General features: G+C 37.3%; 24 protein-coding genes and 5 pseudogenes. 2 read left to right on the forward strand and 27 right to left on the reverse strand.

The window, feature by feature from the left end; translation table 11 throughout:
• Positions 1-97 precede the first annotated feature (97 nt).
• From accC to LO754_RS14690, 13 genes and pseudogenes are all read right to left on the reverse strand, one after another.
• A complete protein-coding gene (accC, locus tag LO754_RS14630; protein WP_024361185.1) occupies positions 98-1,459 on the reverse strand; it encodes an acetyl-CoA carboxylase biotin carboxylase subunit in 1,362 nt (453 codons plus the stop codon).
• A 12-nt stretch (positions 1,460-1,471) separates the two neighbouring features.
• Positions 1,472-1,969 carry an acetyl-CoA carboxylase biotin carboxyl carrier protein gene (gene accB / locus LO754_RS14635; RefSeq protein ID WP_024361186.1) on the reverse strand — a complete coding sequence of 166 codons (498 nt, stop codon included), beginning with the start codon at positions 1,967-1,969 and terminating at the stop codon, positions 1,472-1,474.
• 200 nt (positions 1,970-2,169) lie between these two features.
• Complete coding sequence (locus tag LO754_RS14640) at positions 2,170-2,730, reverse strand: SpoIIIAH-like family protein (protein WP_024361187.1); 561 nt, start codon at positions 2,728-2,730, stop codon at positions 2,170-2,172.
• On the reverse strand, positions 2,731-3,150 hold the full coding sequence (locus tag LO754_RS14645) for a hypothetical protein (protein WP_024361188.1): 420 nt from the start codon (positions 3,148-3,150) through the stop codon (positions 2,731-2,733).
• 62 nt (positions 3,151-3,212) lie between these two features.
• Positions 3,213-3,356: a hypothetical protein gene (locus tag LO754_RS14650; RefSeq protein ID WP_162832708.1), complete on the reverse strand. Its 144-nt coding sequence runs from the start codon at positions 3,354-3,356 to the stop codon at positions 3,213-3,215.
• A gap of 1 nt (position 3,357) precedes the next feature.
• Positions 3,358-4,116: a stage III sporulation protein AE gene (locus LO754_RS14655; RefSeq protein ID WP_231784675.1), complete on the reverse strand. Its 759-nt coding sequence runs from the start codon at positions 4,114-4,116 to the stop codon at positions 3,358-3,360.
• A 164-nt stretch (positions 4,117-4,280) separates the two neighbouring features.
• The gene (locus LO754_RS14660) at positions 4,281-4,658 is read right to left on the reverse strand and encodes a hypothetical protein (protein WP_024361190.1); all 378 of its coding nucleotides are present in this window, start codon (positions 4,656-4,658) and stop codon (positions 4,281-4,283) included.
• 4 nt (positions 4,659-4,662) lie between these two features.
• The gene (locus LO754_RS14665; protein WP_008179863.1) at positions 4,663-4,872 is read right to left on the reverse strand and encodes a hypothetical protein; all 210 of its coding nucleotides are present in this window, start codon (positions 4,870-4,872) and stop codon (positions 4,663-4,665) included.
• Between the two features lie 99 nt (positions 4,873-4,971).
• On the reverse strand, positions 4,972-5,973 hold the full coding sequence (locus LO754_RS14670; RefSeq protein WP_231784676.1) for a nitronate monooxygenase: 1,002 nt from the start codon (positions 5,971-5,973) through the stop codon (positions 4,972-4,974).
• A 146-nt stretch (positions 5,974-6,119) separates the two neighbouring features.
• Positions 6,120-6,677: an elongation factor P gene (gene efp, locus LO754_RS14675; RefSeq protein WP_024361192.1), complete on the reverse strand. Its 558-nt coding sequence runs from the start codon at positions 6,675-6,677 to the stop codon at positions 6,120-6,122.
• A gap of 17 nt (positions 6,678-6,694) precedes the next feature.
• Positions 6,695-7,752, reverse strand: a pseudogene (locus LO754_RS14680) (M24 family metallopeptidase).
• 2 nt (positions 7,753-7,754) lie between these two features.
• A complete protein-coding gene (gene aroQ, locus LO754_RS14685; protein ID WP_024361194.1) occupies positions 7,755-8,189 on the reverse strand; it encodes a type II 3-dehydroquinate dehydratase in 435 nt (144 codons plus the stop codon).
• Between the two features lie 62 nt (positions 8,190-8,251).
• The gene (locus LO754_RS14690; protein WP_024361195.1) at positions 8,252-8,677 is read right to left on the reverse strand and encodes a hypothetical protein; all 426 of its coding nucleotides are present in this window, start codon (positions 8,675-8,677) and stop codon (positions 8,252-8,254) included.
• Between the two features lie 174 nt (positions 8,678-8,851).
• On the opposite strand from LO754_RS14690, the gene LO754_RS14695 reads away from it, so the two are divergent.
• On the forward strand, positions 8,852-9,826 hold the full coding sequence (locus LO754_RS14695) for a DUF1385 domain-containing protein (protein ID WP_029747087.1): 975 nt from the start codon (positions 8,852-8,854) through the stop codon (positions 9,824-9,826).
• Between the two features lie 103 nt (positions 9,827-9,929).
• Here LO754_RS14695 and LO754_RS14700 read toward each other — a convergent pair whose 3' ends face one another.
• The 13 genes and pseudogenes from LO754_RS14700 to LO754_RS14765 form a co-directional block, all read right to left on the reverse strand.
• Positions 9,930-10,838 (reverse strand): nitronate monooxygenase, encoded by a 909-nt coding sequence (locus LO754_RS14700; RefSeq protein WP_231784677.1) that lies wholly within the window; start codon positions 10,836-10,838, stop codon positions 9,930-9,932.
• A 64-nt stretch (positions 10,839-10,902) separates the two neighbouring features.
• Positions 10,903-11,634, reverse strand: a complete 732-nt coding sequence (locus LO754_RS14705; protein WP_108029730.1) for an ABC transporter permease — start codon at positions 11,632-11,634, stop codon at positions 10,903-10,905.
• 2 nt (positions 11,635-11,636) lie between these two features.
• A pseudogene (locus LO754_RS23490) lies at positions 11,637-12,351 on the reverse strand (ABC transporter ATP-binding protein).
• Positions 12,338-12,802 carry a DUF3021 domain-containing protein gene (locus LO754_RS14720; RefSeq protein ID WP_108029732.1) on the reverse strand — a complete coding sequence of 155 codons (465 nt, stop codon included), beginning with the start codon at positions 12,800-12,802 and terminating at the stop codon, positions 12,338-12,340. Before LO754_RS14720 ends, LO754_RS23490 begins: the two are co-directional and overlap by 14 nt.
• A gap of 10 nt (positions 12,803-12,812) precedes the next feature.
• The gene (locus LO754_RS14725) at positions 12,813-13,253 is read right to left on the reverse strand and encodes a LytTR family DNA-binding domain-containing protein (protein WP_108029733.1); all 441 of its coding nucleotides are present in this window, start codon (positions 13,251-13,253) and stop codon (positions 12,813-12,815) included.
• Between the two features lie 146 nt (positions 13,254-13,399).
• Positions 13,400-13,681, reverse strand: a complete 282-nt coding sequence (locus LO754_RS14730) for a DUF1871 family protein (protein WP_231784678.1) — start codon at positions 13,679-13,681, stop codon at positions 13,400-13,402.
• 112 nt (positions 13,682-13,793) lie between these two features.
• Positions 13,794-14,792 (reverse strand): LCP family glycopolymer transferase, encoded by a 999-nt coding sequence (locus LO754_RS14735; protein ID WP_231784679.1) that lies wholly within the window; start codon positions 14,790-14,792, stop codon positions 13,794-13,796.
• Entirely contained in the window at positions 14,782-15,309 is a 528-nt protein-coding gene (locus LO754_RS14740) for a sigma-70 family RNA polymerase sigma factor (RefSeq protein ID WP_024361204.1), read from the reverse strand. The genes LO754_RS14735 and LO754_RS14740 overlap by 11 nt, the downstream gene beginning before the upstream one ends.
• A gap of 178 nt (positions 15,310-15,487) precedes the next feature.
• The gene (locus LO754_RS14745; RefSeq protein WP_227665464.1) at positions 15,488-15,838 is read right to left on the reverse strand and encodes a hypothetical protein; all 351 of its coding nucleotides are present in this window, start codon (positions 15,836-15,838) and stop codon (positions 15,488-15,490) included.
• 553 nt (positions 15,839-16,391) lie between these two features.
• A pseudogene (locus LO754_RS14750) lies at positions 16,392-18,176 on the reverse strand (vitamin B12-dependent ribonucleotide reductase); the annotation flags it as partial.
• Positions 18,177-18,402: 226 nt separating this feature from the next.
• Positions 18,403-19,284, reverse strand: coding sequence for a DUF559 domain-containing protein (locus tag LO754_RS14755; RefSeq protein ID WP_108029736.1), 882 nt, complete (start codon positions 19,282-19,284; stop codon positions 18,403-18,405).
• A gap of 93 nt (positions 19,285-19,377) precedes the next feature.
• Positions 19,378-20,175, reverse strand: a pseudogene (locus LO754_RS14760) (ribonucleotide reductase N-terminal alpha domain-containing protein); the annotation flags it as partial.
• Positions 20,176-20,366: 191 nt separating this feature from the next.
• Complete coding sequence (locus tag LO754_RS14765) at positions 20,367-21,197, reverse strand: lipoate--protein ligase family protein (RefSeq protein WP_024361207.1); 831 nt, start codon at positions 21,195-21,197, stop codon at positions 20,367-20,369.
• Positions 21,198-21,321: 124 nt separating this feature from the next.
• On the opposite strand from LO754_RS14765, the pseudogene LO754_RS14770 reads away from it, so the two are divergent.
• Positions 21,322-21,706 (forward strand): annotated as a pseudogene (locus LO754_RS14770) (rhodanese-like domain-containing protein).
• Positions 21,707-21,878: 172 nt separating this feature from the next.
• On the opposite strand, the gene LO754_RS14775 reads toward LO754_RS14770, so the two are convergent.
• Positions 21,879-22,793: a tetratricopeptide repeat protein gene (locus LO754_RS14775; protein ID WP_231784680.1), complete on the reverse strand. Its 915-nt coding sequence runs from the start codon at positions 22,791-22,793 to the stop codon at positions 21,879-21,881.
• Positions 22,794-22,862 lie beyond the last annotated feature (69 nt).

A 22,862-nucleotide genomic window follows, 5' to 3' on the forward strand; every position in this document is an offset into this window, starting at 1 on the left:
ACAAAAAATAGACATCTACTAAATAAAAAACCTTCTGACTACTAAAAGCCAGAAGGTTTAAGAAATAGATATTCGATTCTATTCCATCGTTTGTTAATTATTTCTTACTTGTTCCTAATACGTCATTTTCTTCCAAGAATTTCGTGTTGAATTTCGCAGATTTGAAGACGTCGTTGTTCATTAATGCTTGGTGGAATGGGATTGTCGTATTGATACCAGGACCAGCTACTTCAAATTCACCTAGCGCACGATTCATTTTCGCAATTGCTTCTTCACGCGTATCCGCATGAACAATCAGTTTTGCTACCATTGAATCGTAATATGGAGGAATTGTGTAACCTGCATAGACAGCAGAGTCAATACGTACACCATAGCCACCTGGTGTTACATAAGTATCTACAGTACCGGCTGATGGCATAAAGTTTTTGTATGCATTCTCTGCGTTAATGCGGCATTCAATTGCCCAACCATTTAATTTAATATCATCTTGTGTGAATGGAAGTTTCTCACCTGATGCAATTTTTAATTGTTGTTGAACAAGATCGACACCAGAAATCATTTCTGTTACAGGGTGTTCTACTTGGATACGTGTATTCATTTCCATGAAGTAGAACTTGTCCTCTTGATAGTCATAGATGAACTCGATTGTACCAGCACCTTCATAGTTACATGCTTGAGCTGCTTTCACCGCTGCTGCACCCATTTCTGCACGGCGTTCAGAAGATAGAGCAGGAGATGGAGCTTCCTCTACTAATTTCTGCATACGACGTTGAACAGTACAGTCACGTTCGCCTAAATGTACGACATTACCGTACCCATCAGCTAACACTTGAATTTCACAGTGACGGAAGTATTCAATGAATTTTTCTAAATATACGCCAGGGTTACCGAATGCTGCAGCAGCCTCTTTTTGCGTAATATCAATACCTTTTACAAGGTCTTCTTCTGTACGTGCTACACGGATACCTTTACCGCCACCACCAGCAGTTGCTTTAATGATAACTGGGTAACCAATTTTCGCAGCCCATTCTTTACCTGTTTCGATATCTGGAACAATACCAGTACCTGGTACAAGTGGAACGCCCGCTGCTTCCATTGTTGTACGAGCAACGTCTTTAATCCCCATAATTTTGATGGAATCAGATGAAGGACCAATGAATTTAATGCCCGCATTTTCACATGCTTCAGCGAAATCAGCATTTTCAGAAACGAAACCGTAACCTGGGTGGATACCGTCTGCTCCTGTTTTTTCTGCAACGCTTAACAATGCTGGGAAGCTTAGATAAGAATCTTTAGATAGCTTTGGACCGATGCAATATGCTTCGTCTGCTAACTTCACATGTAATGCATCTGCGTCAGCTTCAGAATATACAGCAACCGATTTGATGCCTAATTCTTTACAGGCACGAATAATACGAACAGCGATTTCGCCGCGGTTTGCGATTAAAACTTTTTTCATGGTTTGCACTCCTTACTCAGCTTTTACAAGGAATAATGGTTGACCGTATTCTACTAAATCGCCATCTTTGGCAAGTACTTCAACGATTTCACCTTTAACTTCAGCTTCGATTTCGTTGAAAAGCTTCATCGCTTCTACGATACAAACGATTGTTTCATCGCCTACTTTGTCGCCAACTTTTACGTATGCTGGTGAATCTGGGTTTGGAGCTGCATAGAACGTACCAACCATTGGTGATACAATTTTATGTAACGATGGGTCGTTGCTTGCAGGTGCTGCTACTGGAGCTGCTGGTGCTTCTTCAGCTTTCGCTGGAGCTGCTGGTGCTACTGGTGCAGTTTGTTGTACAACAGGGGCTGTTTCTTGTTTTTTAGGTGCTACTGTTTCAGTTACGACAACACCATTCTTTTTTAATTTAACCTTTGCGCCATCTACTTCATAAACGAACTCGTCGATTGAAGAAGAATCTACTAATTTGATAATTTCACGAATTTCTTGAATTTTGAACATTTCTAACTCTCCTTATGAAATAAAATCTACTACAATCACTATTCTATATTTTTTTCAAACAATTTGAAACACTAAAATGAAAATTAAGTAAATATAAACAAAATAAAAGGCTTTCTTTTACTAAACGAAAGCCTTTTCATTATGCTGATATATAACAATGATTAATTAATAAACAGAATATTCCTTTTTTTCTTTATTATTTAATAGTTATTTGCACTGAATTTAACTTGAACGTCATTTGCGCCTTCCCACTCTGTTTTTACTAAATAAATAATTTCATTTGCTTGTGATTTTGATAATTCTTCTGCCATAACCGTTACGGAAACTTTTTCACCTTCCGCTCTAACAAACGCATCATTATAGCCTAAAGACTTAATCAACATTTCAAGCATTGCTTCAGCCGATTCCTGTTTAATCAAGCCATCGATTTCATTGAAAGCCTCATTTTTTTCTTCAGCTGTATATTCTTCAGACGCAATTTTTTGCGTTAATTGTTCACGTAATTGGCTTCTTTCATCATTTACTTGCATACGCATTTCTTCAAATAAATGACTTGGAGACAATACTTCTTGGGTTGCATCTTGCTTATTAGTAGCTTCCTGATCTGTAACACCTGTAATTGCTGTTTGTTGTAATGTATCATCTGTAAAAATCGTTAAGCCATTAAACTGTTTTGCAGGATCCACCAAATAATAAACTGAAATAACTGCTACAAGACTTAATAATGTCATAAACCAAACTGTTCTTCTACGTACGCGCATTTACTTTTCCTCCTTATTTTCCATTGGAACAATAATAATTCGATGAATAGGTAATTGCATCACTTGACTAACGACCGCACGAATTTCATTTTTTACAAATATATCTGATGCTCCTTCTGAAACAATTAGCATTCCTGTTACATCTTTCGTACCTTGGTCAGTCCCTCGAAAATACTGGCTAAATAGTTTATTTTCATCCTTGGCATCTGTCATCTCTCCGTAATAAAAATATACTTTAACCTCCCCAACACCATGCATTGCCTTAAGCGTTTGCTCAAGTTTTTCTTCATTCGTATTCGGTGTTACTCGCTCATTTGATGAATTCGTTTGATACATAGGAAACACGATGAAAATTCCCACGGAGGCAGCAATCAACATTAAGACGATAAATGACGTTGTTTTTTTTCGTGCCTTTTCCACATCACTTGTACATTGCCTCCTTTCATCTTCTCTTTTTCAAGTGTATGTACGCTTGTTTCCTCCTATGAATTGATAAATGGAATCTTTAATAGCAATTGCAAAAATACTAACGTAATGACAAGTTTTGTTAGTGAAATTATTTGTTTATCATCCGTCAGAAATACGAAAAATTGACAAATAAAGAGCAATGCCAATAAAAGAATCAATCTATCTCCCCCCTGCCAGCACTTGCACGAAAACAATAAGGAAAAAACAAGAAAACATAAATGAAAAAGCAATTAGAAATGATACTGCACATAATGTAAAGAGAGATTTACTAACATGATCAAGTAATTTACATATATCATCAAAAGCAATCGGTTCTAAAATAGCGGCTAATAGTTTTAATGAATACGCACTAACCACAAGCTGGACTGTCGGAATAAACGATACAGTTATTACGGCAATAAAAGCACTTATACTACTAATTGAAGTAGAAAATTGGGTCATATGCTGAAACATTGAAAAACTATCTACGATAAAAGAACCGACTACTGGAATATTTTCTTCTATTAACTTTTTCACTGGCTCTGCAACAGCCTTATTGACACTAAATGCAGCAACACCACTTGCCGACATTAAAATGATGTAGCAAATAACAGACGCAGAAACAATACTCATAATAGTAAAACGAATTAATTCTGCAATTCTCGTAAAAGATATTTCTTTGACAATGACACTGCATACATCAAAGACAATGGCAAAGAGTACACCTGGGATAAGCCATTTACTACTAATGATCGTTAAGACTTGTACAAAAAAAAGCAAAAAAGGCTGCCAAGAAGCAATTGCAGTAATACTACTGGATAGCAAAAAACTAGAAGTAAGAATTGGATAAAAGGCTGTGAATATATGAGAAAGTCCTTGTGCAATTTCATCAATAAGTTGAAATGAGTTAACGACTACTGGTCCAATCGTGGCTAACACAATAAGAAAAAAAGGATTCTTGTCCCTTTTTCAAATTCTGGTAAAAGCATGTTGACAATTAACGTAATGATGACATAGCCACACAATATGAGCGTCATCTTGAGCAAGAGAAAAAATGGATCGATGAAAAACGAAAGTAGTTGCTCCTGCACTGGCTTCGCCCCTTAGTTTAACCTTTGTAAAATAGATGACACCCCCTGTAAAACAACCACAAATTCTTTAAACCAATACAGTAAAATAACAATTTTAACTGCATCGAAAACGATACTACCTAAAACTTTATAGCTATGCTCCACTAATAACATCGACACCCATTGCCCTACATAAAAAAGACTAGCACTCATTACAATGGCTTTTGCATAAGGCAAAAATGAAAGCATATCGAGAATTTGTTTGACGAAAGGCAATAGGAGTGTCGTAAACAAAAAACTGAACAGCAAAAACGAAAACATTACACTAATTAGCGCGTGGAGTGGCTGTATGACTTCTTTTATAAGCAACAATAAAAGCAGCATGACAACAGCAACAATGACAATTTCCATTTACTTACCCAGATGAGGTTAACCACTGGAAGAATGTTAAAATTTCAGTGAAAAATAGACGTAAAAATCGGAGCAATTCTGCTGTCATATATAAGTAGGCAATAAAAAATAAGAAAAATGAAAATTCTTTCTTCCCTGTTTGATCAAAGAAAACATGAAGAAGCGCTACTACTAGTCCCACTCCAGCGACTCTTAATACGTCTTGTAATTCCATTCATACGCCCCCTCGTGTACAGCAATATATGTCGCACTCCAAAAAAAAAGAACAGTGCCAGTCACTCAAACAATTCAGAATTGTTTGAGTGACTGGCACCTATACTAATTTTTCAATTATACTTTTCACTGTACCGGGTTGCACTAAGTGACTGTTTTCCCCCATCCACATCGATAAATATTGTGGATTGCCTTGTGCTGCACTTTCCTTACGAATAGTGGAGGTTAAATGATGTTGCAATGGGTACGGTGCTACAATAGCATCCTTCATATGTTCTGTAAAATGATTGGTTAAGCCACGCGCTGCTTTACCAGTAAAAGCATACGTAATCGTCGTCTGTTGTGGCTTCGACTGCAAAATAGCCTTTTTATACAATGGTGATATTTCACATTCATCAGCTACTAATAATGCAGTACCTATTTGTACCGCCTGTGCACCACCCGCTAGCGCGCGCTGCACATCTTCTTGCGAAACAATGCCCCCTGCAACAATAATTGGGATTGTTATGTTGCCTACTACTTGTTGCAGTAAATCTTCACGAGCAATTAATTGCATAGGGTTCGTAAACGAGCCCCGATGCCCTCCTGCCTCACCACCTTGTAAAACAACCGCATCCATAGCTGATTGCTCAACTTGAATGGCTTCTTCTAGCGTAGTAGCTGTCCCGATCACATAAATATTTTTATCCTTTAAACGTTGAATAACTTCTGGAGATGGTATACCAAATGTAAACGAGCACACAGCTACTTGCTCATCCAGAACTGCTTGCAATTGCCCCTCAAAAACTTCGTTTGACATCACACTTTGCACTGGTGATAATCCGAGCTCATCATAGTAAGGCTGTAGCGCCATACGTGCTTTTTGGAGAACATCTATATCAATGCGTGGCTCTTCTTGCACAAATAAATTTACGGCAAATGGCTTTTGCGTAAGCTTTTTTACTTCCTGAATAAAATTCCTTGTCTGCTCACCATCTAAATAGCCCGCTCCAATTGAGCCTAGTATCCCAACTTCCGCACAGGCAGCAACAAATTTTGGTGTAGTAACCCCCGCCATCGGTGCTTGAATAATTGGATAGTGCATTTCAAATTTTTTTAACATTGCATTCACTCCTTACTTTTATTGTAAACCTTATTTCTCTTTCCGACCTCCTTCTATTTTTACATATTTTTGTACTTTACTCGATATATGTATTAAAAAAAAGTAAAAACCTACCCTTTTGAAAGAGTAGGTTTACAAAATATTACTTATGCACGTGATACGTAAGATGCTTCAGTAGTGTTAATCACTAACTTGTCACCTTGGTTCACGAAGAATGGAACTTGCACGATAAGACCAGTTTCAAGTGTAGCAGGTTTTGTACCGCCTGAAGCAGTATCACCTTTAATACCTGGTTCTGTTTCAGTTACTTCTAATTCAACCGTGTTTGGTAATTCTACACCTAGCATTTCACCTTGGTAAGATTGAATGTGTACTTCCATATTTTCTTTTAGGAATTTCAATTCATATTCAATGGCAGCTGAAGCAAGTTCAGTTTGCTCATATGACTCTAAATCCATAAATACATGCTCATCACCTTGAGCATATAAATATTGCATTTTACGATTATCAATTTGTGCTTTCTCTACTTTTTCACCAGCACGGAATGTTTTTTCATTCACAGAACCGTTACGAAGGTTACGTAATTTAGAACGTACGAATGCAGCACCTTTACCTGGTTTAACGTGTTGGAAATCTAACACGCGATATAATTGGCCATCAACAATAATTGTTAGACCTGTACGGAAATCGTTTACTGAAATCATTTGTGTTCCTCCATTGTTTATAAGATAATAAGTTCTTTTGTCGAATGTGTTAGTAGTTCATTACCTGATTCAGTGATCAAAATATCGTCTTCGATACGAACACCACCGACTCCCGGTACATAAACACCTGGTTCAATCGTCACGGCCATTCCCGGCTCTAAAACCGTATTTGATCGTTTCGATAGTAAGGTTCATGTACTTCAAGACCAATCCCATGCCCTAATGAATGACCAAATGCCTCACCATAGCCTTTTTCTGTTAAATAGTCACGTGCAATGGCATCTGCTTGAATACCTGTTAAGCCAGGACCAACTTTTTCAAGTGCTAAAAGTTGTGACGCAAGGACTGTATTGTACATTTCTACTAATTTTTCAGATGGCTCACCAACTGCCACCGTACGTGTTATATCCGAAATATAGCCATTGTATAGCGCACCAAAATCAAGTGTGACAAAGTCGCCTTTTTCAATAACTTTATTTGTTGCAACACCATGTGGTAGTGCCGAGCGAAGACCAGACGCTACAATTGTATCAAAAGAGGACTGTGTTGCTCCTTGTTGTCGCATGAAAAATTCTAATTCATTCGAAACGTCAAGCTCTGTTTTACCTGGCTTGATGTAGTCTAAAATATGTGTAAATGCGTGGTCAGCAATTTCACACGCAACCTTAATAATATTAATCTCTTGTGCAGTCTTAATCAAGCGAATTTTTTCAATTAATCCAGAAACGGGCACTAAATCAGCTTGAATTACATTTTTATACAACTCATATGTACCATAGCTGACAGAATCTTTCTCAAAGCCCAATAATTTAATACCCATCGCTTTAACTTGTGTCGCAATTTCTTCTAGGATTGTTGCTTCATGTTGCACAATTCGGTAGTCCTTAATTTGTGCAGTTGCTTGCTCTGTATAGCGGAAGTCTGTAATAAACACAGCATCATTTTGGGACACAATCGCTACGCCAGCCGTACCAGTAAAACCTGTCATATAGCGGCGGTTATACTCGTTCGTAATTAAAATGCCATCGATGTTTTGTTCTTGAAGTATTTTACGAAGCTTTTGTAATTTCAACATAATTATTTCTCCCTCTCAATAAAAGTGCGTAGTGCTAGTTCATAGCCTTTTGTACCAAGTCCACTAATTTGACCTAGACAGGCTGGGGCAAGATAAGAATGGTGGCGAAATGCCTCACGTTTGTGGATATTGGAAATATGTACTTCAATAACCGGTACGGTCACTCCTGCAATTGCATCATGTAATGCTACACTTGTATGGGTATACGCACCTGGATTAAAGATAATCCCATCATACTTTTCATCTTCCGCCTCGTGCACCCAATCTACAAGAACACCCTCGTGATTCGATTGACGAAACTCGACTGTAGCACCAAGAGAAGCCGCAAGATTTTGAACATTATTTTTGACATCGTCTAGTGTTTCATGGCCATAAATATGTGGCTCACGCTTTCCCAGTCGATTTAAGTTTGGTCCATTCAAACATAATAACTTCACGCAGTATTCGCCTCTTTCTATGTACTTGTTTTTTATTTTATCATACCAATTGCATACAGCAACTAATTTCCTTTTTGTGCTGTATGCTCTTTGTAATGAAAATTAGCTGTTTCAAGTAAAAAGCGCAAAAGGCAAATCACTACGACCATAAAAGGGATGGATAATTTTTTAAAAGATGAGGATTGTAACGGTAAATCCAAAACAAACCACTCCAATGTGATTGTTACCAAAAGTCCGAGTAAAAATGAAGTCAAGATTGCAGGTATAATATGAACATATCGTAACGTCATATATAAAAAGAATCCGACTAAAAACAGTGCTAACGTTAAAAAACTCCAATGAAATAATTTAGAACTATCTTCAAACAACTCCCATTTTTTATAGAAGCCTATTGGATTCCAACGAATAAAATGAAAAAAATGAAGCCCTTTTAAACATAATGCTAACACGATCGCATTAACAGCAGCGGTTATTAGTCCTACTTTCAAAGCTACCCCTCCTATAAATAAGCAGCGTGCACATTGCTTACACGTCCTGTCTTTAGCCAATGGCAATGAAATACATAAGCGCTCTTCCTAAAAAAGCAAAATTATACGATAAGTGTAGCCATAAAGAAAATTTACTATGCGTACCTCTAGAGGTTTTTCGCTAAATTTAGTACAATGGTACAGTTGAAATATATAAAGAGAGTGGTGTTAGCCTTGAGCAATTCACCTGTATACGGGGGACAAGCACAATTAGAGGGTGTGATGTTCGGAGGGAAGGAGCATACGATTACTGCCATTCGCCGTAACGATGATTCCATTGATTACTATCATTATAAAAAAGTCCAAAAACCAATCCTGCAAAAGCTTAAAAAAATTCCATTTGTACGTGGGGTTGTTGCACTTATTGAATCAGCAGGTTTAGGTTCACGTCATATGCAATTTTCAGGGGACCGTTATGACGTTACACCTGGCGAAGAAGTCGAAAATGTAGAAGAAAGCGGCTCAAAATTACAAATGATTTTAGGCGTAGCCGTTGTCGGGATTCTTTCTTTCCTATTCGGTAAATTTGCATTTACACTAATTCCAGTGTTTATTGCGGATTTATTCTCACCATGGATAGAAGGGAAAGTTGGTCAAGTGCTACTTGAAAGTGGCATTAAGCTTCTTCTACTGCTTACCTATCTATATTTTATTTCTTTAACACCAATTATTAAACGCGTTTTCCAATATCATGGTGCCGAGCATAAGGTCATTAATTGCTATGAAGCTGGTATGGATATTACTGTGGAAAATGTGCAAGCACAATCTCGTTTACATTATCGATGCGGTAGTAGCTTTATGCTATTCACTGTGTTCGTTGGTATGTTTTTATATTTCTTCGTACCTACAGACCCGCTGTGGTTACGAATTGTAGACCGTATTTTATTAATTCCTGTTGTATTAGGGGTATCATTTGAAGTACTACAAGCAACAAATGCATGCCGCAATATTCCTTTGTTACGCTATTTAGGCTATCCGGGTCTATGGTTACAACTACTGACAACAAGAGAGCCGATGGACGAACAGGTCGAAGTTGCGATTGCCTCATTTAATATGCTACGTCGAGTTGAACAACAACCTGAAATCGCTGCAACATTAAATCACGATTAATAAAGTTCCATAACTAAGACAATACAAAAACGCACAGTTGTTGGTTAAACAGCATTGTGCGTTTTGTTTTTCCTAATATCTTAAAAGGGCACTCCTCCAGCGATTACAAAGACTGTACCACATTCAATCGTTGCTTTGCGCTTTCATATTCCTCATGTAATGACATAATAATTTCACGCACAGACTCACGTTTTTCAATCGTTGTGACACCATGTCCTGCCGACCAAATATCACGCCAAGCCTTCACATTTACAAGGTGTGTTAAATCAATAGCCTCTTTTGGCGTTAATGTCGACGGGTCAATTCCTTCTTTTATTAAGGATGGAATTAGCACATTGACAGGCACGCCACTAAAGGCATCTGTATATAAAACATCATCTGTTGTACTATCGATAACCATGTTTTTATAAGCCTCTGGTGCATCTCCTTCATGACAAGCAATAAAGCGAGTGCCTAAATAAGCATAGTCCGCTCCAATAATTTGCGTTGCCAATACATCTGCACCATTTGAAATAGCGCCTGATAAAATAATGGTGCCATTAAAGAATTTTTTGACTGCAGCGACAAAGCCGAATGGATTCAGTTGCCCACCATGTCCACCAGCTCCTGCACACACAAGAATTAACCCATCTACACCCGTGGCTGCCGATTTCTCAGCATGCTTGACATTAGCCACATCCGCATAGACCTTTCCCCCATAACGATGCACGATATCAATCACACGCTTCGGGTTGCCAAGCGATGTAATGACAATAGGTGGCTCATATTTTTCAATTAATTGTAAATCTTCTTCAAAACGTGCATTCGCTACTGGATGACATATAAAATTGACGGCCCATGGCTCTGTTGGCAACGCCTCTTTAATCTCTTGAAGCCAGTCTGCGCAAGTTGAAACGGGTCTTGCATTTAATAGTGGAAACGAACCAATAGCCCCTGCCCGACTTGCCTCGATGACCATCGCTGGATTCGAAATTAAAAACATTGGTGCTACAATAATTGGTAAACATGACATACTCTCTCCCCCTTTCTATATAAACATTCGAGCTACCTTCCAAAATCCCTACTTTAAAATTTAATTAAAAATGCGCTCGCATTTTTTGCTTAAACGCTAAATTGACAATAATAAACGTGAAGAGCGTATAAACAATGACAACAGATAGGGGTAGGATGGCATCATCATAATGTCCATTTAGCACATCTCGTGCAGCATCCACCGCATAAGCAAATGGAAGGAAGTTCGCTATCTTTTGCACTGTACCTCCAATCATATCTAGCTCAAACCATGTACCACTTAACCAAGTAGCAATGTTTACAAATATTGCGAATAAGCCACCAACTTGTTTATCTGTAAATAATGTCCCTAGTAGCAACCCAATTCCAATATATAGTAAGGAAATAATAAGTAGCACGACTACTAACAGTAACGTATAGAAATCCAATGTTAAACCTAGAAACCCTGCTGTTAATAAACATAAAACAATTTGTAAAATGGCAATCGGCAATAAAGGTAAAACATACCCGACAATATAATCCACTGCGACCATCGGAGAAGCAAAGATACGCATTAAAAATGAGGTACTTTTATCTCTCCCGAGTAACATACCCGAGAAAAGTGTGAGGAATGAAAAACTAAAAACAATTACGCCTGGCGTTAGATTGTTGATTTCATATAACCCAAACGGGATATTTTTTTGCATGACAGAAAATAATCCCATCAGTACTATTGGTAAGCCAATACCGAAAAGTAGCGTTAATGGATCTCGTATAATTTCTTTATGATTTCTTGTTGCAAATACAATCGCTTTCAATGTTATACCTCCTTTGTTAACTCTAAAAATACTTCTGTTAATGTTGGTTTTCCCGTTTCATCTATTAATTGCTGTACTGTACCAAGAGCACATAATCTCCCTTGATTCATAATACCAACACGATCAGCTAACATTTCTATTTCCTCTAAATAATGAGTAGTTACAACAATCGTTACATCACCTTTTATTTGCAATAAAATTCTCCATAAATCACGGCGTGCTCGCACATCCATACCTAATGTTGGTTCATCAAGAAAAAGTATTTGCGGTTTCGACATCATGGCCATCGCTACACTTAATCTGCGCAAATAACCGCCTGATAGCACTTTTGCCCTTTTCTCCTTCACCGACTTCAAACCAAATAAATCCATTTGAGAGACTGCATGCTGTTGTGCTATTTGCTTTGAATCTCCGTAAATTTTAACAGCAAATTTTCCTGCACAGTTAAATTGGGAGCTACAGCCGTTTCTTGAGGAGAAATATTAATGATTTTCTTTACAGCCGTTTGACTGAAAATAATACTCTCTCCTTCCAAAATAGCATCTCCACTCGTTGGTGTTAAAAGACCACAAAGCATTTTAATCGTAGTGGTCTTTCCTGCGGCATTTTGACCGAGTAGTGCGAATAGTTCTCCTTTTTAACGCTTAAGGTCAACTGGTCAACTACCACTTGATTCTTATAATGTTTTGATAGTGCTTTAATTTCAATTGTCACTATACTCACCTCTTAAAAGTACTCCATTAATTTTTTCAATATCGCGTTTTGATAAGTTATATTGCAAAAGCCAAGTCACAACATAAGTACCCAAAAAACTCGCTATTAAAGAAACGATATTTATCATCGTTTTAGGGGTCCACAATATCAAAACAACCGGAATCCATACTAGTGCCGTTATAAAAAAATGTACTGTATATTGTTTCAACATCCCCCATTTCGCCATATCAAAGATTAATGCAGCCAAGGCAAAAACAATACCAATCAAACCTGTTAACAACATTTGTGTAACAACAGCTGCTAGCTCACTTTCAAATAACGCCCGAAATTCAGGTAAAACGAATATATACCTTCCTTGTCCCAAGCCGATAGATAAACAAAGCTGTACAAATTGTCCAATCATAACACCAATGACGTATCCACCTAATATGCGGATCAGCAATTCTTTTTTCATGTTTTTCACCTCATATTCCTAATTGTTTCTTGATTTTTGCAACATAGCGCCTTGATGCAAACGTTTTAACATTGCCTTCTAGGAAAACACCAATCGTTCCTGTTTTACTTATATCCATGTATTTAATTTTCTTCCGATTAACAATCTCAGCATTTGATATTCGCACAAACATTTGTGAATTTAACTTTGCCTCTAGTTCATACATGCGAAAACGAATCGTAAATAGATTATCTGCCGTTTGAACGAGGACTTTTTTCTGCTCCGTATATAACCTTATAATGTCTTCACAATGAATAAGCTCTACCCCCTTATTTGACAAAACCGGTAATGTATCTTCCTCAGTAGAAAAAATATTCCGCATGATGTGCTCGATTTCAGTTGTCATTTTATCTGTGTATATAATGATTTTAGGTTCTCTACATAGTGGATCAATGGATACTTCTACATTCATATCCCACACCCCCTTCATTCGCTTTCACTATAAAGATTTCAACCAACGATGTAAATGCATTTTCGACGACCGGTCGTTTTCAATGAATAAGTGGTTATATAAAAAAGTGGCTATCCGTTTTATTTGACGAGATAGCCACTTTTATTTTAATTTGAAGTTTGATTCTCACTCTCTAAAGCCTTGATTTTACTGTAAATTTCCAACGCAATTGGATAGCAATTCGAAATTGCAAAAACTTCATCTACCGAGAACATTTTTACAAAAACTTCATGTATCCTAAGCGCTAAATTTTCAACAGAAGTTACTGTTGGTAGCAGCTCTACAATCATCCTGATTTCTGGGTCATATTCATCCTCAGGTGTGTAATGCAAAAATCGCTTTGGATCCCAATTATCAATGACTTCCTTAACAATTCGATAGTACTCCATATTACACCTCTTTAACATTTTTCCTCGTAAATATAAAAAGTGCGTTAAACTTATTAACGCACTTCTAGTATAAAATCATTTTCCTATAAATTACAATAAATCCAATGTCTAATTACTCAAATGTCGTTAACTCTTCGGAAATGGCTGTTAAAAAATCTTTCTCAAACGTAACATAATATTTTCCATCTATCATATCATCTCGAATGCCAGCACTTAACGATACTGATTTAATTGAATGAAGATTTATGTTGTTTTCAAACAATTGTTCTAGTGGTATATTGGCTTCAATTTGAGTGGAAAGTTCTTTTAATTTCGATTGTGCCATTTCGTTTTTCGTTTTATTCACCACAATTTGAATAAGATTTAATAAGTTTTCTTCCTTTAAATTTCTCCCGTCTGTAGCAGCCATCATTAATGCCACTACCTCTTCTCCATTTAAACGATTCGTTCCTTTTTTGAAATCTAGTCCTACTTTCGTGATAGCTCTTACGCGAGTATCTTCTTGCAAGTCATAATCTATACCGTTTATAGATGCGATCCATGCTGAAAAGGTCTCTAAGTCGATGACCGCATAATAATCAATGGGTAAATTAAATAGATTGGAAACGGTCGTTCTTACATTTTCTGCTCCTCCTGAACCAAAAGCATAAGTAAATAATAATTTATCGTACACTGTAGTCCCATCCTTGTTCGCTATCGGTGCATACGTTTCACGAGGAATCGACAGAACTTTCATAGCGTTTTTCTCTTTGCTATATGTAAGTAAAAGATTTAGAGGTATTCTATCGTCCTCCTGTTCTGCTTTCACCGTAATTAAAGTAGTGACAATTTGATCTTCCTGAACTGCTGTTGCACTATTGTTCCCATCTTCATGAAAGCTCTTAGGCAACATCGATGGCATAAATAAAACTAGACATAAGCCTAGCACTAATAATGAAATGAGCACTGGCACAATCTTTTTTGAAAAAGGAACAAGAGACTTCTTTTGTACTCGGTGTTTCTTTTCCAACCTACGAATTTGTTCAAAAACCTTCTGTCGGTCTTCTTGCGTAAATCTTAAATCTTGATTAGAAATCTTCTGCATTTTATCTCTTAATCGCTTATCTTCCATTCAATTCAGCCTCCTTTATCATCGACTCTAATCGTTGTTTGGCTCTTCTTAATCTCGTTTTCACTGTATTCATTGGAATATCCAATACTTCAGCAATTTCATCTGTCTTTAACGATTCATAGTAGTAGAGATACACCACTTCCCGATACACTTTTGGCAGAGAAAAGATGGTATCCTTTAGTTCTTCATTATTGTATTTATCGATTACTGTTTTTTCTGTTGATGGATAAATCGACTTCGCTGTTTCATGAATAAAACTTTTTACTTGTACCATTTTGAAATGCCAACTTTTTAAATAATCTTTACATTCGTTAATTGCAATACGATAGAGCCATGTCTTTATATGGGCATCATAGCGAAACGTATCCACGTTTTTGTAGCATTTGATAAACGTATTTTGCACCATATCCTTCGCAATTTCAGTATCTTTTACATAAGAAAATGCCAATCGTACCAACTCATCACCATATTCAATCATCATTTTTTCTAATAAGAAATCTTTTTCTGTTCTGTCCATCTACTACCCTCCCTTGCTCTCTTAAATTCTGCTATTAGACGATTAGTAAATGATTATAGGTTCAATTTTTAAAAAATAGTATTTTAAAAGTTTGACAAAAAAACCTGTATTTATGAATTACACACGTAATCATAGATACAGGTTTCTACACGGCTCTTCGTCGTTTAATATGTAAGTGTTAAATAAGTTCTACTAACTCTGGGTTAAATATCACTTGATGGATCCTCCAACAATCAGAGTATTCTGTAGCAATTTCGTGATTATGCAAGCAGACCCTATTCATTCCATCACAACCATCAAGACCACAACAACCATTTAATCTGCTTCTATTTGAATGGCGTTTTGAATTGATTAAATCCTTGATGTTAATAATGATAGAACCTTTTACTATATCGTAAGCTGTCTCTTGTTGAATTAAATAGAAGCCTCTAGGAATGTAATCTTGACCATCATTTTTATTAATCAAATTTAAATCTTTTAATTCTATTAATGATTCAGAAATTTCTAATTTACAAGCTTTACAAAGCACTTTCAACTTGTCGTTTCCTCCTTTTATTGAAAATCTTTTTCTTAATCGCTATGCTAACGATATATTCAATCCTCTTAAAAGAATATCCTCTTTCACCTAGTTCGCTTAAGAAAATCAACAGGCTGATTAAATATTGAACGTCCTGTCGTTAAAGAAATATTACAACAACTGCATATATCTGATGTTAATGAAGTAAACTATATGATAAAAATCGAACTGATTGGGAGCTTTATTCGTTCGTTTGACCCTTCAATTAGGAAGTAAATATTTCATAATAGAAGGTATTATTAAGAAAAGAGGAGAGATACGATGTTCGATCAAGTTGGGTATTTTATTTTACAAGCTCTGTTAATTCTAACAATTTTAGTTGTTACAGTTGGAATCGCGCTTGGAGAAACGCTGATTCGAAAAAAATAACACTCCACCCAAATGGATTTAGTTGAAGTTACTTTCTTCATTACTATTCAGAACAATACTAACACAATTATCCAATAGAAAACCACCTCATCTCTAATCATCTATAGAGGTGAAGTGGTTTACTTTAGGTTTTATTTTACAAACCGCATTTTAATTGTGCACCACAGTTTGTACATGTGTTACAGCCACCCATTTCTTCGACTGTGCCTTTACGACAAACTGGGCATGTGTTCCCTACATCTGAGCCGATAACTGTTGTTGACTCAAGTGCTTGGATCGTATCCACTAATACGACTGGACGTTTTGCATGCTCTTCTACTAATTCTTCTTCAAATGATAATTGATCCATATCATTTTCTTCTGCTTTTAGTGTCAGCACTTGTGAATCACGGCTACCATCAACATAGACCGTACCACCTTTAGCGCCACCTTTATAAAGGCGCTCGTACACTTTTTCAACTTGTTCGACCGTATAGCCTTTCGGTGCATTTACTGTTTTAGAAATCGACGAATCAATCCATTTTTGGATAATGCATTGCACATCCGCATGCGCCTCTGGTTTTAATTCCATTGCCGTCACAAACCATTCAGGTAACTGATCTTCAGATGCTTCTGGATGGCGGTCTAAGTATTCTTGAACGATTTCTGCTTTTACTTCAATAAACTTACCTAGACGACCAGAACGATAGTATGTGAACGAGAAGTATGGTTCTAGACCCGTTGCTACGCCTACCATTGTTCCTGTCGATCCTGTTGGCGCTACTGTTAGTAAATGCGAGTTACGTATACCTGTTGCTAAAATTTGCTCTTTAATGTGCGCTGGCATTTTTTGCATAAAGCCTGTTTCTGTAAAGGCTTTACGTAAACGTGCCGTTTCTTCCTCTGTCGCCCCTACTAGGAATGGGAAGCTGCCACGTTCTTTTGCAAGCTCTGTAGAAGCCTCGTAAGCAGTTTCTGCAATTGTTTTAAAGATTTCATCTACAAGTGCATTGCCCGCTTCTGAGCCATATTCTTTTTCACAATAAATAAGTAAATCCGCTAAGCCCATTACTCCTAAGCCAACTCGACGTTCACCAAGAGCTTGTACACGGTTTTCTTCAAGGAAATACGGCGTTGCATCGATTACGTTATCTTGCATACGAACACCAACACGAACCGTTTCACGTAATGCTTCGTAATCAACTGTTTGATTTTCTTTATTGGCAAACTGCGCTAAGTTGACAGCAGCTAAGTTACACACTGAATATGGTGCTAGTGGTTGTTCACCGCAAGGATTCGTCGCAACAACACTTTGACCATATGCTTTCGCGTTTGTCATATCGTTGGCATTGTCAATAAAGAAAATCCCTGGCTCTGCCGAATATGTTGCACAGACGTTAATAAGATTCCAAAGCTCTTTTGCTTTAATCGTACGATATGTGCGTACTTTATAGCCCATCTTCTCCCATTCACGTACGTCTCCAACTTTATGCCACTCACTATTGTAAACAGCCATTTCTTCTTTTGTATATTCTTCAACCGCTGGGAAACGCAGATCGAATTCAGCGTCCGCTTCAACAGCTTCCATAAATTCTTTCGTTAACGTTACAGAAATATTAGCACCCGTTAAAAATTCTGGGTTATGAACTGTGTACGTTCCACCGTCACGCAATTTATTTTCGGCTTCACGAATAATGCCACTATCGAATCCGCCTAAGCCTTCGATGCCTTTATAATTCACAATGCCTTGATACATTGCTTCTTCTTGCATTGAAAGCGGCTTAAAGTTTAATTTTTCTTTCGCTAGACGAATAATCGTCTCATCTGCTGTATTTTCCATTAGGTATCGTAAAATACGTGGATTTTGCATTTTTGAAATAATAAATTCCACGATATCAGGATGCCAATCTGCCAGCATAATCATTTGTGCCAATTCCCTTGCGCGGGTTCGTTACACCCACTCTCTATGTCGCCATAGAAGTTGAGACCATATCTTACATCTAATTAGATGTCCTCGCACTTCGGAGTGACTTCACTCCTACTCTACTCACTTCCGCTATCCTAGCGTGTTTTCGATGGTCGTTGAACCTTCCTCATCGATAGAGGCTTGGCTGCTGATTGTCTTTATCCCACTACTATTTTTAAGCATTCACGCTTACCGTTTCCAGTTACGTTGTAGCTAGCAGTGCATTTATAATGCGTTTTTTAACATTTTCAAAATCATGTTTTATCTCATCTTCCCAGAAACGGAGTAAATTGTAACCATTTGCTGCTGCAATTTGATTCTTTTCAATATCCCTAGCTTTTATTCGCTTTTGAACTGAATAGAAGGAAGAGTAGAACTTTGGATTTCCATGCCAAAAGTCCCCATCACATTCGATTAAGATATTCGTATCTACTAAGTGAAAATCAAATTGTGCGCCTTCGAGTATAAAGGAATATTTATAGGGAATAGATTCTTCTAGCAGGAAAGACTCAATCGTTCTTTCAATGCTCGTTTTTCTATAGGTTGCTCCCTCTATTTGTTTCAAAGCAGCTTGTCTAATTTTTTCTATCGTTTCTTTGCTGTATATCCCAGTCTTGCCACTATTCCAAGACGGGGTGCCATTCAACTTTCGAGTTTTGGCTGTTTTAGAAATAATAGTTTCAAAATGAAGTTTCTTTTGCTCCATAGACATCTCGTTATGCCACTTGCCAGTGTTTTGTGATCTAAGTTGACTTGCACATTCTTTACTGCAAGTTTTTGTCTGACGATGTTTTTCATCAAACAGTTTTCCACATATTACACAAGTTAAAGGGGCACCTTTTCCTCGACAGCTTCTACTGCAAAATTTATTGGGGATGCCTCGCCTTAGTTTAACTATGTTATTACATAAAACATATTGGCAAGTTACCATTTCTTTTGGATAAAAATGAGAAATTAAATAATCATTTAATGTTAAATTATGCTCATTTTTTAAATGAGTTGTAAACCACCCTTGCTTATTGTGATTAATTTTAAAACCACATATTAAACAAGTTTGAGGTTGCTTCGCATCATAAACTTCCATATTTTTCACCTCGATTAAAGTGATAATATTTCAGTCAAAGAGATCCCAGCAATTCACGAGGTTTGTTTACGCAGAAGCACTAAGATTATCCATACCTCTGCGCGATCCACCCTGTTCGACAAGGTGAGTCAGTTTTGCAATGTCATCTAGCCATGATACCGAACCTGACGATTTACCGTTCACACCACGTGCTAACGTGTTGCGAGGACGAAGTGTTGAACCATTTGTTCCTACACCACCACCACGGCTCATAATTTCCATTACTTGCTTGCGGTGATCACTGATTCCTTCACGTGAGTCCGCTACAAATGGCATTACATAGCAGTTAAAGAAAGTTACATCTGTTTCAGATCCTGCTCCATATATGACACGACCAGCTGGTACAAATTTTAATGAAACGAGTTGCTGATAAAATTTTTCAAACCATTCTTGTCGTTTTTCAGCTGTTTTTTCAACAGAAGCAAGCCCTGTTGCATTTCGTTTAGCAATTTGTTCATAAAAAATTTCAAGAGGCTTTTCTAGCACGTCAATTGAACGTGTAATCACACCTGTTTCCTGCTCTTTTGGATCATCTAATGCGCTACGGTAGTCTTCTTCAATCAAAATATCTGCTGTTTTTGTAGCCTTATCAATATGTTGAATTGTTCCTAAACCACGTGCGGGGAATTTTGGATCTGCCTTCACTGTTAATACGACGAAATCACCAGCTTTTAGCGTTTTCTTTTCCGTATCCTTAAACGAGTAGCGGTCGATCATCACAAGTCTTGATACACCTTTATGTGTGATATGCATATCAGGCGTGACAGGGTGAACCTGTGGGAATTGCTCAATATCTTTGTTTAACTGTTCAATTTGTTTGTTTACATCGGGTTGATGATTTGTAAGTACCATCGTTTTGCCTCCCCTTACAATAATAAATACACAATATCATGTGCCGTTAAACACTACATATTGTGTATGTCGCTTTTAAAAAGATACTATATATAGTTTTTAAATTCAACTCTTGCAATTTCGAATAGATTGGTTACTGCTTGCCATTACAAGGTTTAAACGGTGAAAAAATATTTTTCTTATACCACATTTTACTTTTTAAAGTTCCAATCATCATGCGCATATTTTTTTTCTGCTAACTCATGCACATATTTTAATTGCTCCTCAGAAAGTGTAAATGGTTTTAATTCAATTTGCAACGATTTTGCAAAACCATCTCGAAAAGCAGTTACACATTGTTCAATAGACACAGGTTCTTTTACAAGACTATTAATGGCAACTGCCTTCTCTGGTAGCTTTTTGCGCATACGTTCTTTCGCCGCTTCACTTGAAAAATTAAAAACAGATAATAATTTATCCTCATCAAGATCAAGTAAAATCGCGCCATGTTGCAAAATAACACCTTTTTGACGAGTTTGTGCACTACCCGCTATTTTTTTCCCTTCAACGACAAGTTCATACCAACTCGGTGCGTCAAAACACACGGCACTTTTTGGCTGCTTCAAATCTGCCTTTTTTTCCTCTGTGTCAGGCACACTGAAATAGGCATCCATTCCTAAATTATGAAAGCCTTGCAATATCCCTTCACTTAGTACTCGATACGCCTCTGTTACGGATTCAGGCATATTTGGATAGCTTTCCGTAACAATAACGCTATATGTTAACTCATGTTCATGTAATACTGCTCGACCACCCGTCGGACGACGAACAAATCCTATTCCTTGTTCACGTAACGCATCTAAATTAATATCTCTTTTCGCTTGTTGGAAATAACCAATCGACAATGTCGCTGGCTCCCACTCATAAAAACGAATAACAGGGGGAATTAAACCCTCACTATGCCAATCAAGCAATGCCTCATCTAGTGCCATATTAAAAGAGGGACTACATTTTCCTGAATTTAGAAAATACCAAGTTGTCATTATGTCATCTCCTACATCTATCAATCATTTCTAGCCACAATCTAGTTAATTTTATCAAACTCATTGGACTATCGCCAGCGCATCTTTTATAATAATAAAGAAGATAGAAAGGGGTAAGAAGAAATTGGATATACTTATCACAATTGGTGTCGTTTTAGTAGTGCTAATTGCATATATCGCGATTAATGCAATGCGACTAAAAAAAGCTGTAACCAACCTAACACAAGAACAATTTATTGAAGGCTACCGTAAAGCGCAGTTAATCGATGTGCGTGAACAAAAAGAATTTGATGCAGGTCATATCCTTGGGGCACGAAACGTTCCTTCTACAGCATTACGTCAACGTTATAAAGAAATCCGCCCAGATTTACCAGTATATTTATACTGTCAAAATACAGTAGTAGCGCGCGTGCTGCTCTTTACCTAAAAAACGTGGCTACAATCAAATCTACCAGCTTGAAGGCGGCTTCCGTAATTGGACTGGTAAAATTAAAACAAAAAAACAATAAGCAAAGTGAATTCAATCAGGCTATAGCGACTATTTAACATAGTCCTTTCCTCAGTGAAGTAGGATACTAGCGCTTGGTTTTTCATAAAAAGAATCCTTTCCAAATGTTTTGGTAAAGGATTCTTTTTGCTAATATTCAGAGTTTCTTCTATATAATAGTAGTTGTCTAACGACTAACCATCTAGTTCGCTGTCACCATGTCCTTCATCATGCATCGGACAGAAATAAGTATAACAGCGTGAAGCGATACTCGGCTCATTTTGCAACATAATGTGGTGCTGTAAATGGGCACTGTTCACCCGCTCCATATTCGCTCTAAGCTGCGCCTCCTCTTCTGCTACTTCTTCTTCCGTCCAGCCATATTCCAACGTCTTATTTGGCAAGTCAGCTATTGTTTGTGTACATTGCTCCATAAACGTTGCAATCACTGCTTTTTTATGCGCTTCATCTCCTAATTGGTGAAGTACCCATACATAATCTGCGATCCATTCACCTGTATGGGCATAATGTTGGTAGCCTTTTGCATACCACATAGCGGATTTCTGATAATCTCCAATTCGCCCGTACAACTCTCCTAGCTCTACTTCACCTATAAATCGTTGCTGTTCTTGTTCAATGATTGCTATCCACTTTTTAGCATGCTGAAAATCGTTGGCTAACACAAAACATTCGACAGCATGCATCAGCCCATAGTCCTCGCTTTCATACGATTTTATAAAAAGCTGAGCAGCCTGTTCATATTTTTGTTGTGCCTTGTATAGAGTTGCTAAATTATGCGCTACGACCGGTGATTGAAATTGGTTATATGCTTTTTCTAGCCATTGCTGTGCCGAATGATTGTCACCTTGGCGCATAGACAATTCGCCTAATAATGCATATGGGGAATACGTTTTTGGTTGCCATGCAACAGCCTGCAATGCATAGTGATATGCTTCTTCGTATTGATCCTGTTCTTTATGGTAATCTGCTAAATTATGCGCAACAATACAATTGGGCTGTTCAGAAAATGCATCTAGCAATAATAATTTGGCCTGTTCACTCTCCCCTTCTTGTGCTAACAATCGTGCTGCTTCTTTTACTCGCTCCATTCATCCACCTCTTTTAGCTTTGTAGTTGTAAAAATAATGATAATGTATTTATTACTCTATGTCTAAAAT

Origin of the sequence: Lysinibacillus sp. GJ-1 (assembly GCF_021166035.1) — a bacterium.
Classification (GTDB): domain Bacteria; phylum Bacillota; class Bacilli; order Bacillales_A; family Planococcaceae; genus Lysinibacillus; species Lysinibacillus sphaericus.

Excerpts from the sequence above, each read along its gene's own strand:
- efp (WP_024361192.1), bottom strand. The coding sequence starts at position 6,677 with ATGATTTCAGTAAACGATTTCCGTACAGGTCTAACAATTATTGTTGAT.
- LO754_RS14740 (WP_024361204.1), bottom strand. The coding sequence starts at position 15,309 with ATGGACAGAACAGAAAAAGATTTCTTATTAGAAAAAATGATGATTGAA.
- accC (WP_024361185.1), bottom strand. The coding sequence starts at position 1,459 with ATGAAAAAAGTTTTAATCGCAAACCGCGGCGAAATCGCTGTTCGTATT.
- accB (WP_024361186.1), bottom strand. The coding sequence starts at position 1,969 with ATGTTCAAAATTCAAGAAATTCGTGAAATTATCAAATTAGTAGATTCT.
- LO754_RS14720 (WP_108029732.1), bottom strand. The coding sequence starts at position 12,802 with ATGAAAAAAGAATTGCTGATCCGCATATTAGGTGGATACGTCATTGGT.
- LO754_RS14735 (WP_231784679.1), bottom strand. The coding sequence starts at position 14,792 with ATGGAAGATAAGCGATTAAGAGATAAAATGCAGAAGATTTCTAATCAA.
- LO754_RS14730 (WP_231784678.1), bottom strand. The coding sequence starts at position 13,681 with ATGGAGTACTATCGAATTGTTAAGGAAGTCATTGATAATTGGGATCCA.
- LO754_RS14725 (WP_108029733.1), bottom strand. The coding sequence starts at position 13,253 with ATGAATGTAGAAGTATCCATTGATCCACTATGTAGAGAACCTAAAATC.
- LO754_RS14755 (WP_108029736.1), bottom strand. The coding sequence starts at position 19,284 with ATGGAAGTTTATGATGCGAAGCAACCTCAAACTTGTTTAATATGTGGT.
- LO754_RS14695 (WP_029747087.1), top strand. The coding sequence starts at position 8,852 with ATGGTACAGTTGAAATATATAAAGAGAGTGGTGTTAGCCTTGAGCAAT.
- LO754_RS14660 (WP_024361190.1), bottom strand. The coding sequence starts at position 4,658 with ATGGAAATTGTCATTGTTGCTGTTGTCATGCTGCTTTTATTGTTGCTT.
- LO754_RS14700 (WP_231784677.1), bottom strand. The coding sequence starts at position 10,838 with ATGTCATGTTTACCAATTATTGTAGCACCAATGTTTTTAATTTCGAAT.
- LO754_RS14775 (WP_231784680.1), bottom strand. The coding sequence starts at position 22,793 with ATGGAGCGAGTAAAAGAAGCAGCACGATTGTTAGCACAAGAAGGGGAG.
- LO754_RS14640 (WP_024361187.1), bottom strand. The coding sequence starts at position 2,730 with ATGCGCGTACGTAGAAGAACAGTTTGGTTTATGACATTATTAAGTCTT.
- LO754_RS14665 (WP_008179863.1), bottom strand. The coding sequence starts at position 4,872 with ATGGAATTACAAGACGTATTAAGAGTCGCTGGAGTGGGACTAGTAGTA.
- LO754_RS14670 (WP_231784676.1), bottom strand. The coding sequence starts at position 5,973 with ATGTTAAAAAAATTTGAAATGCACTATCCAATTATTCAAGCACCGATG.
- LO754_RS14765 (WP_024361207.1), bottom strand. The coding sequence starts at position 21,197 with ATGACAACTTGGTATTTTCTAAATTCAGGAAAATGTAGTCCCTCTTTT.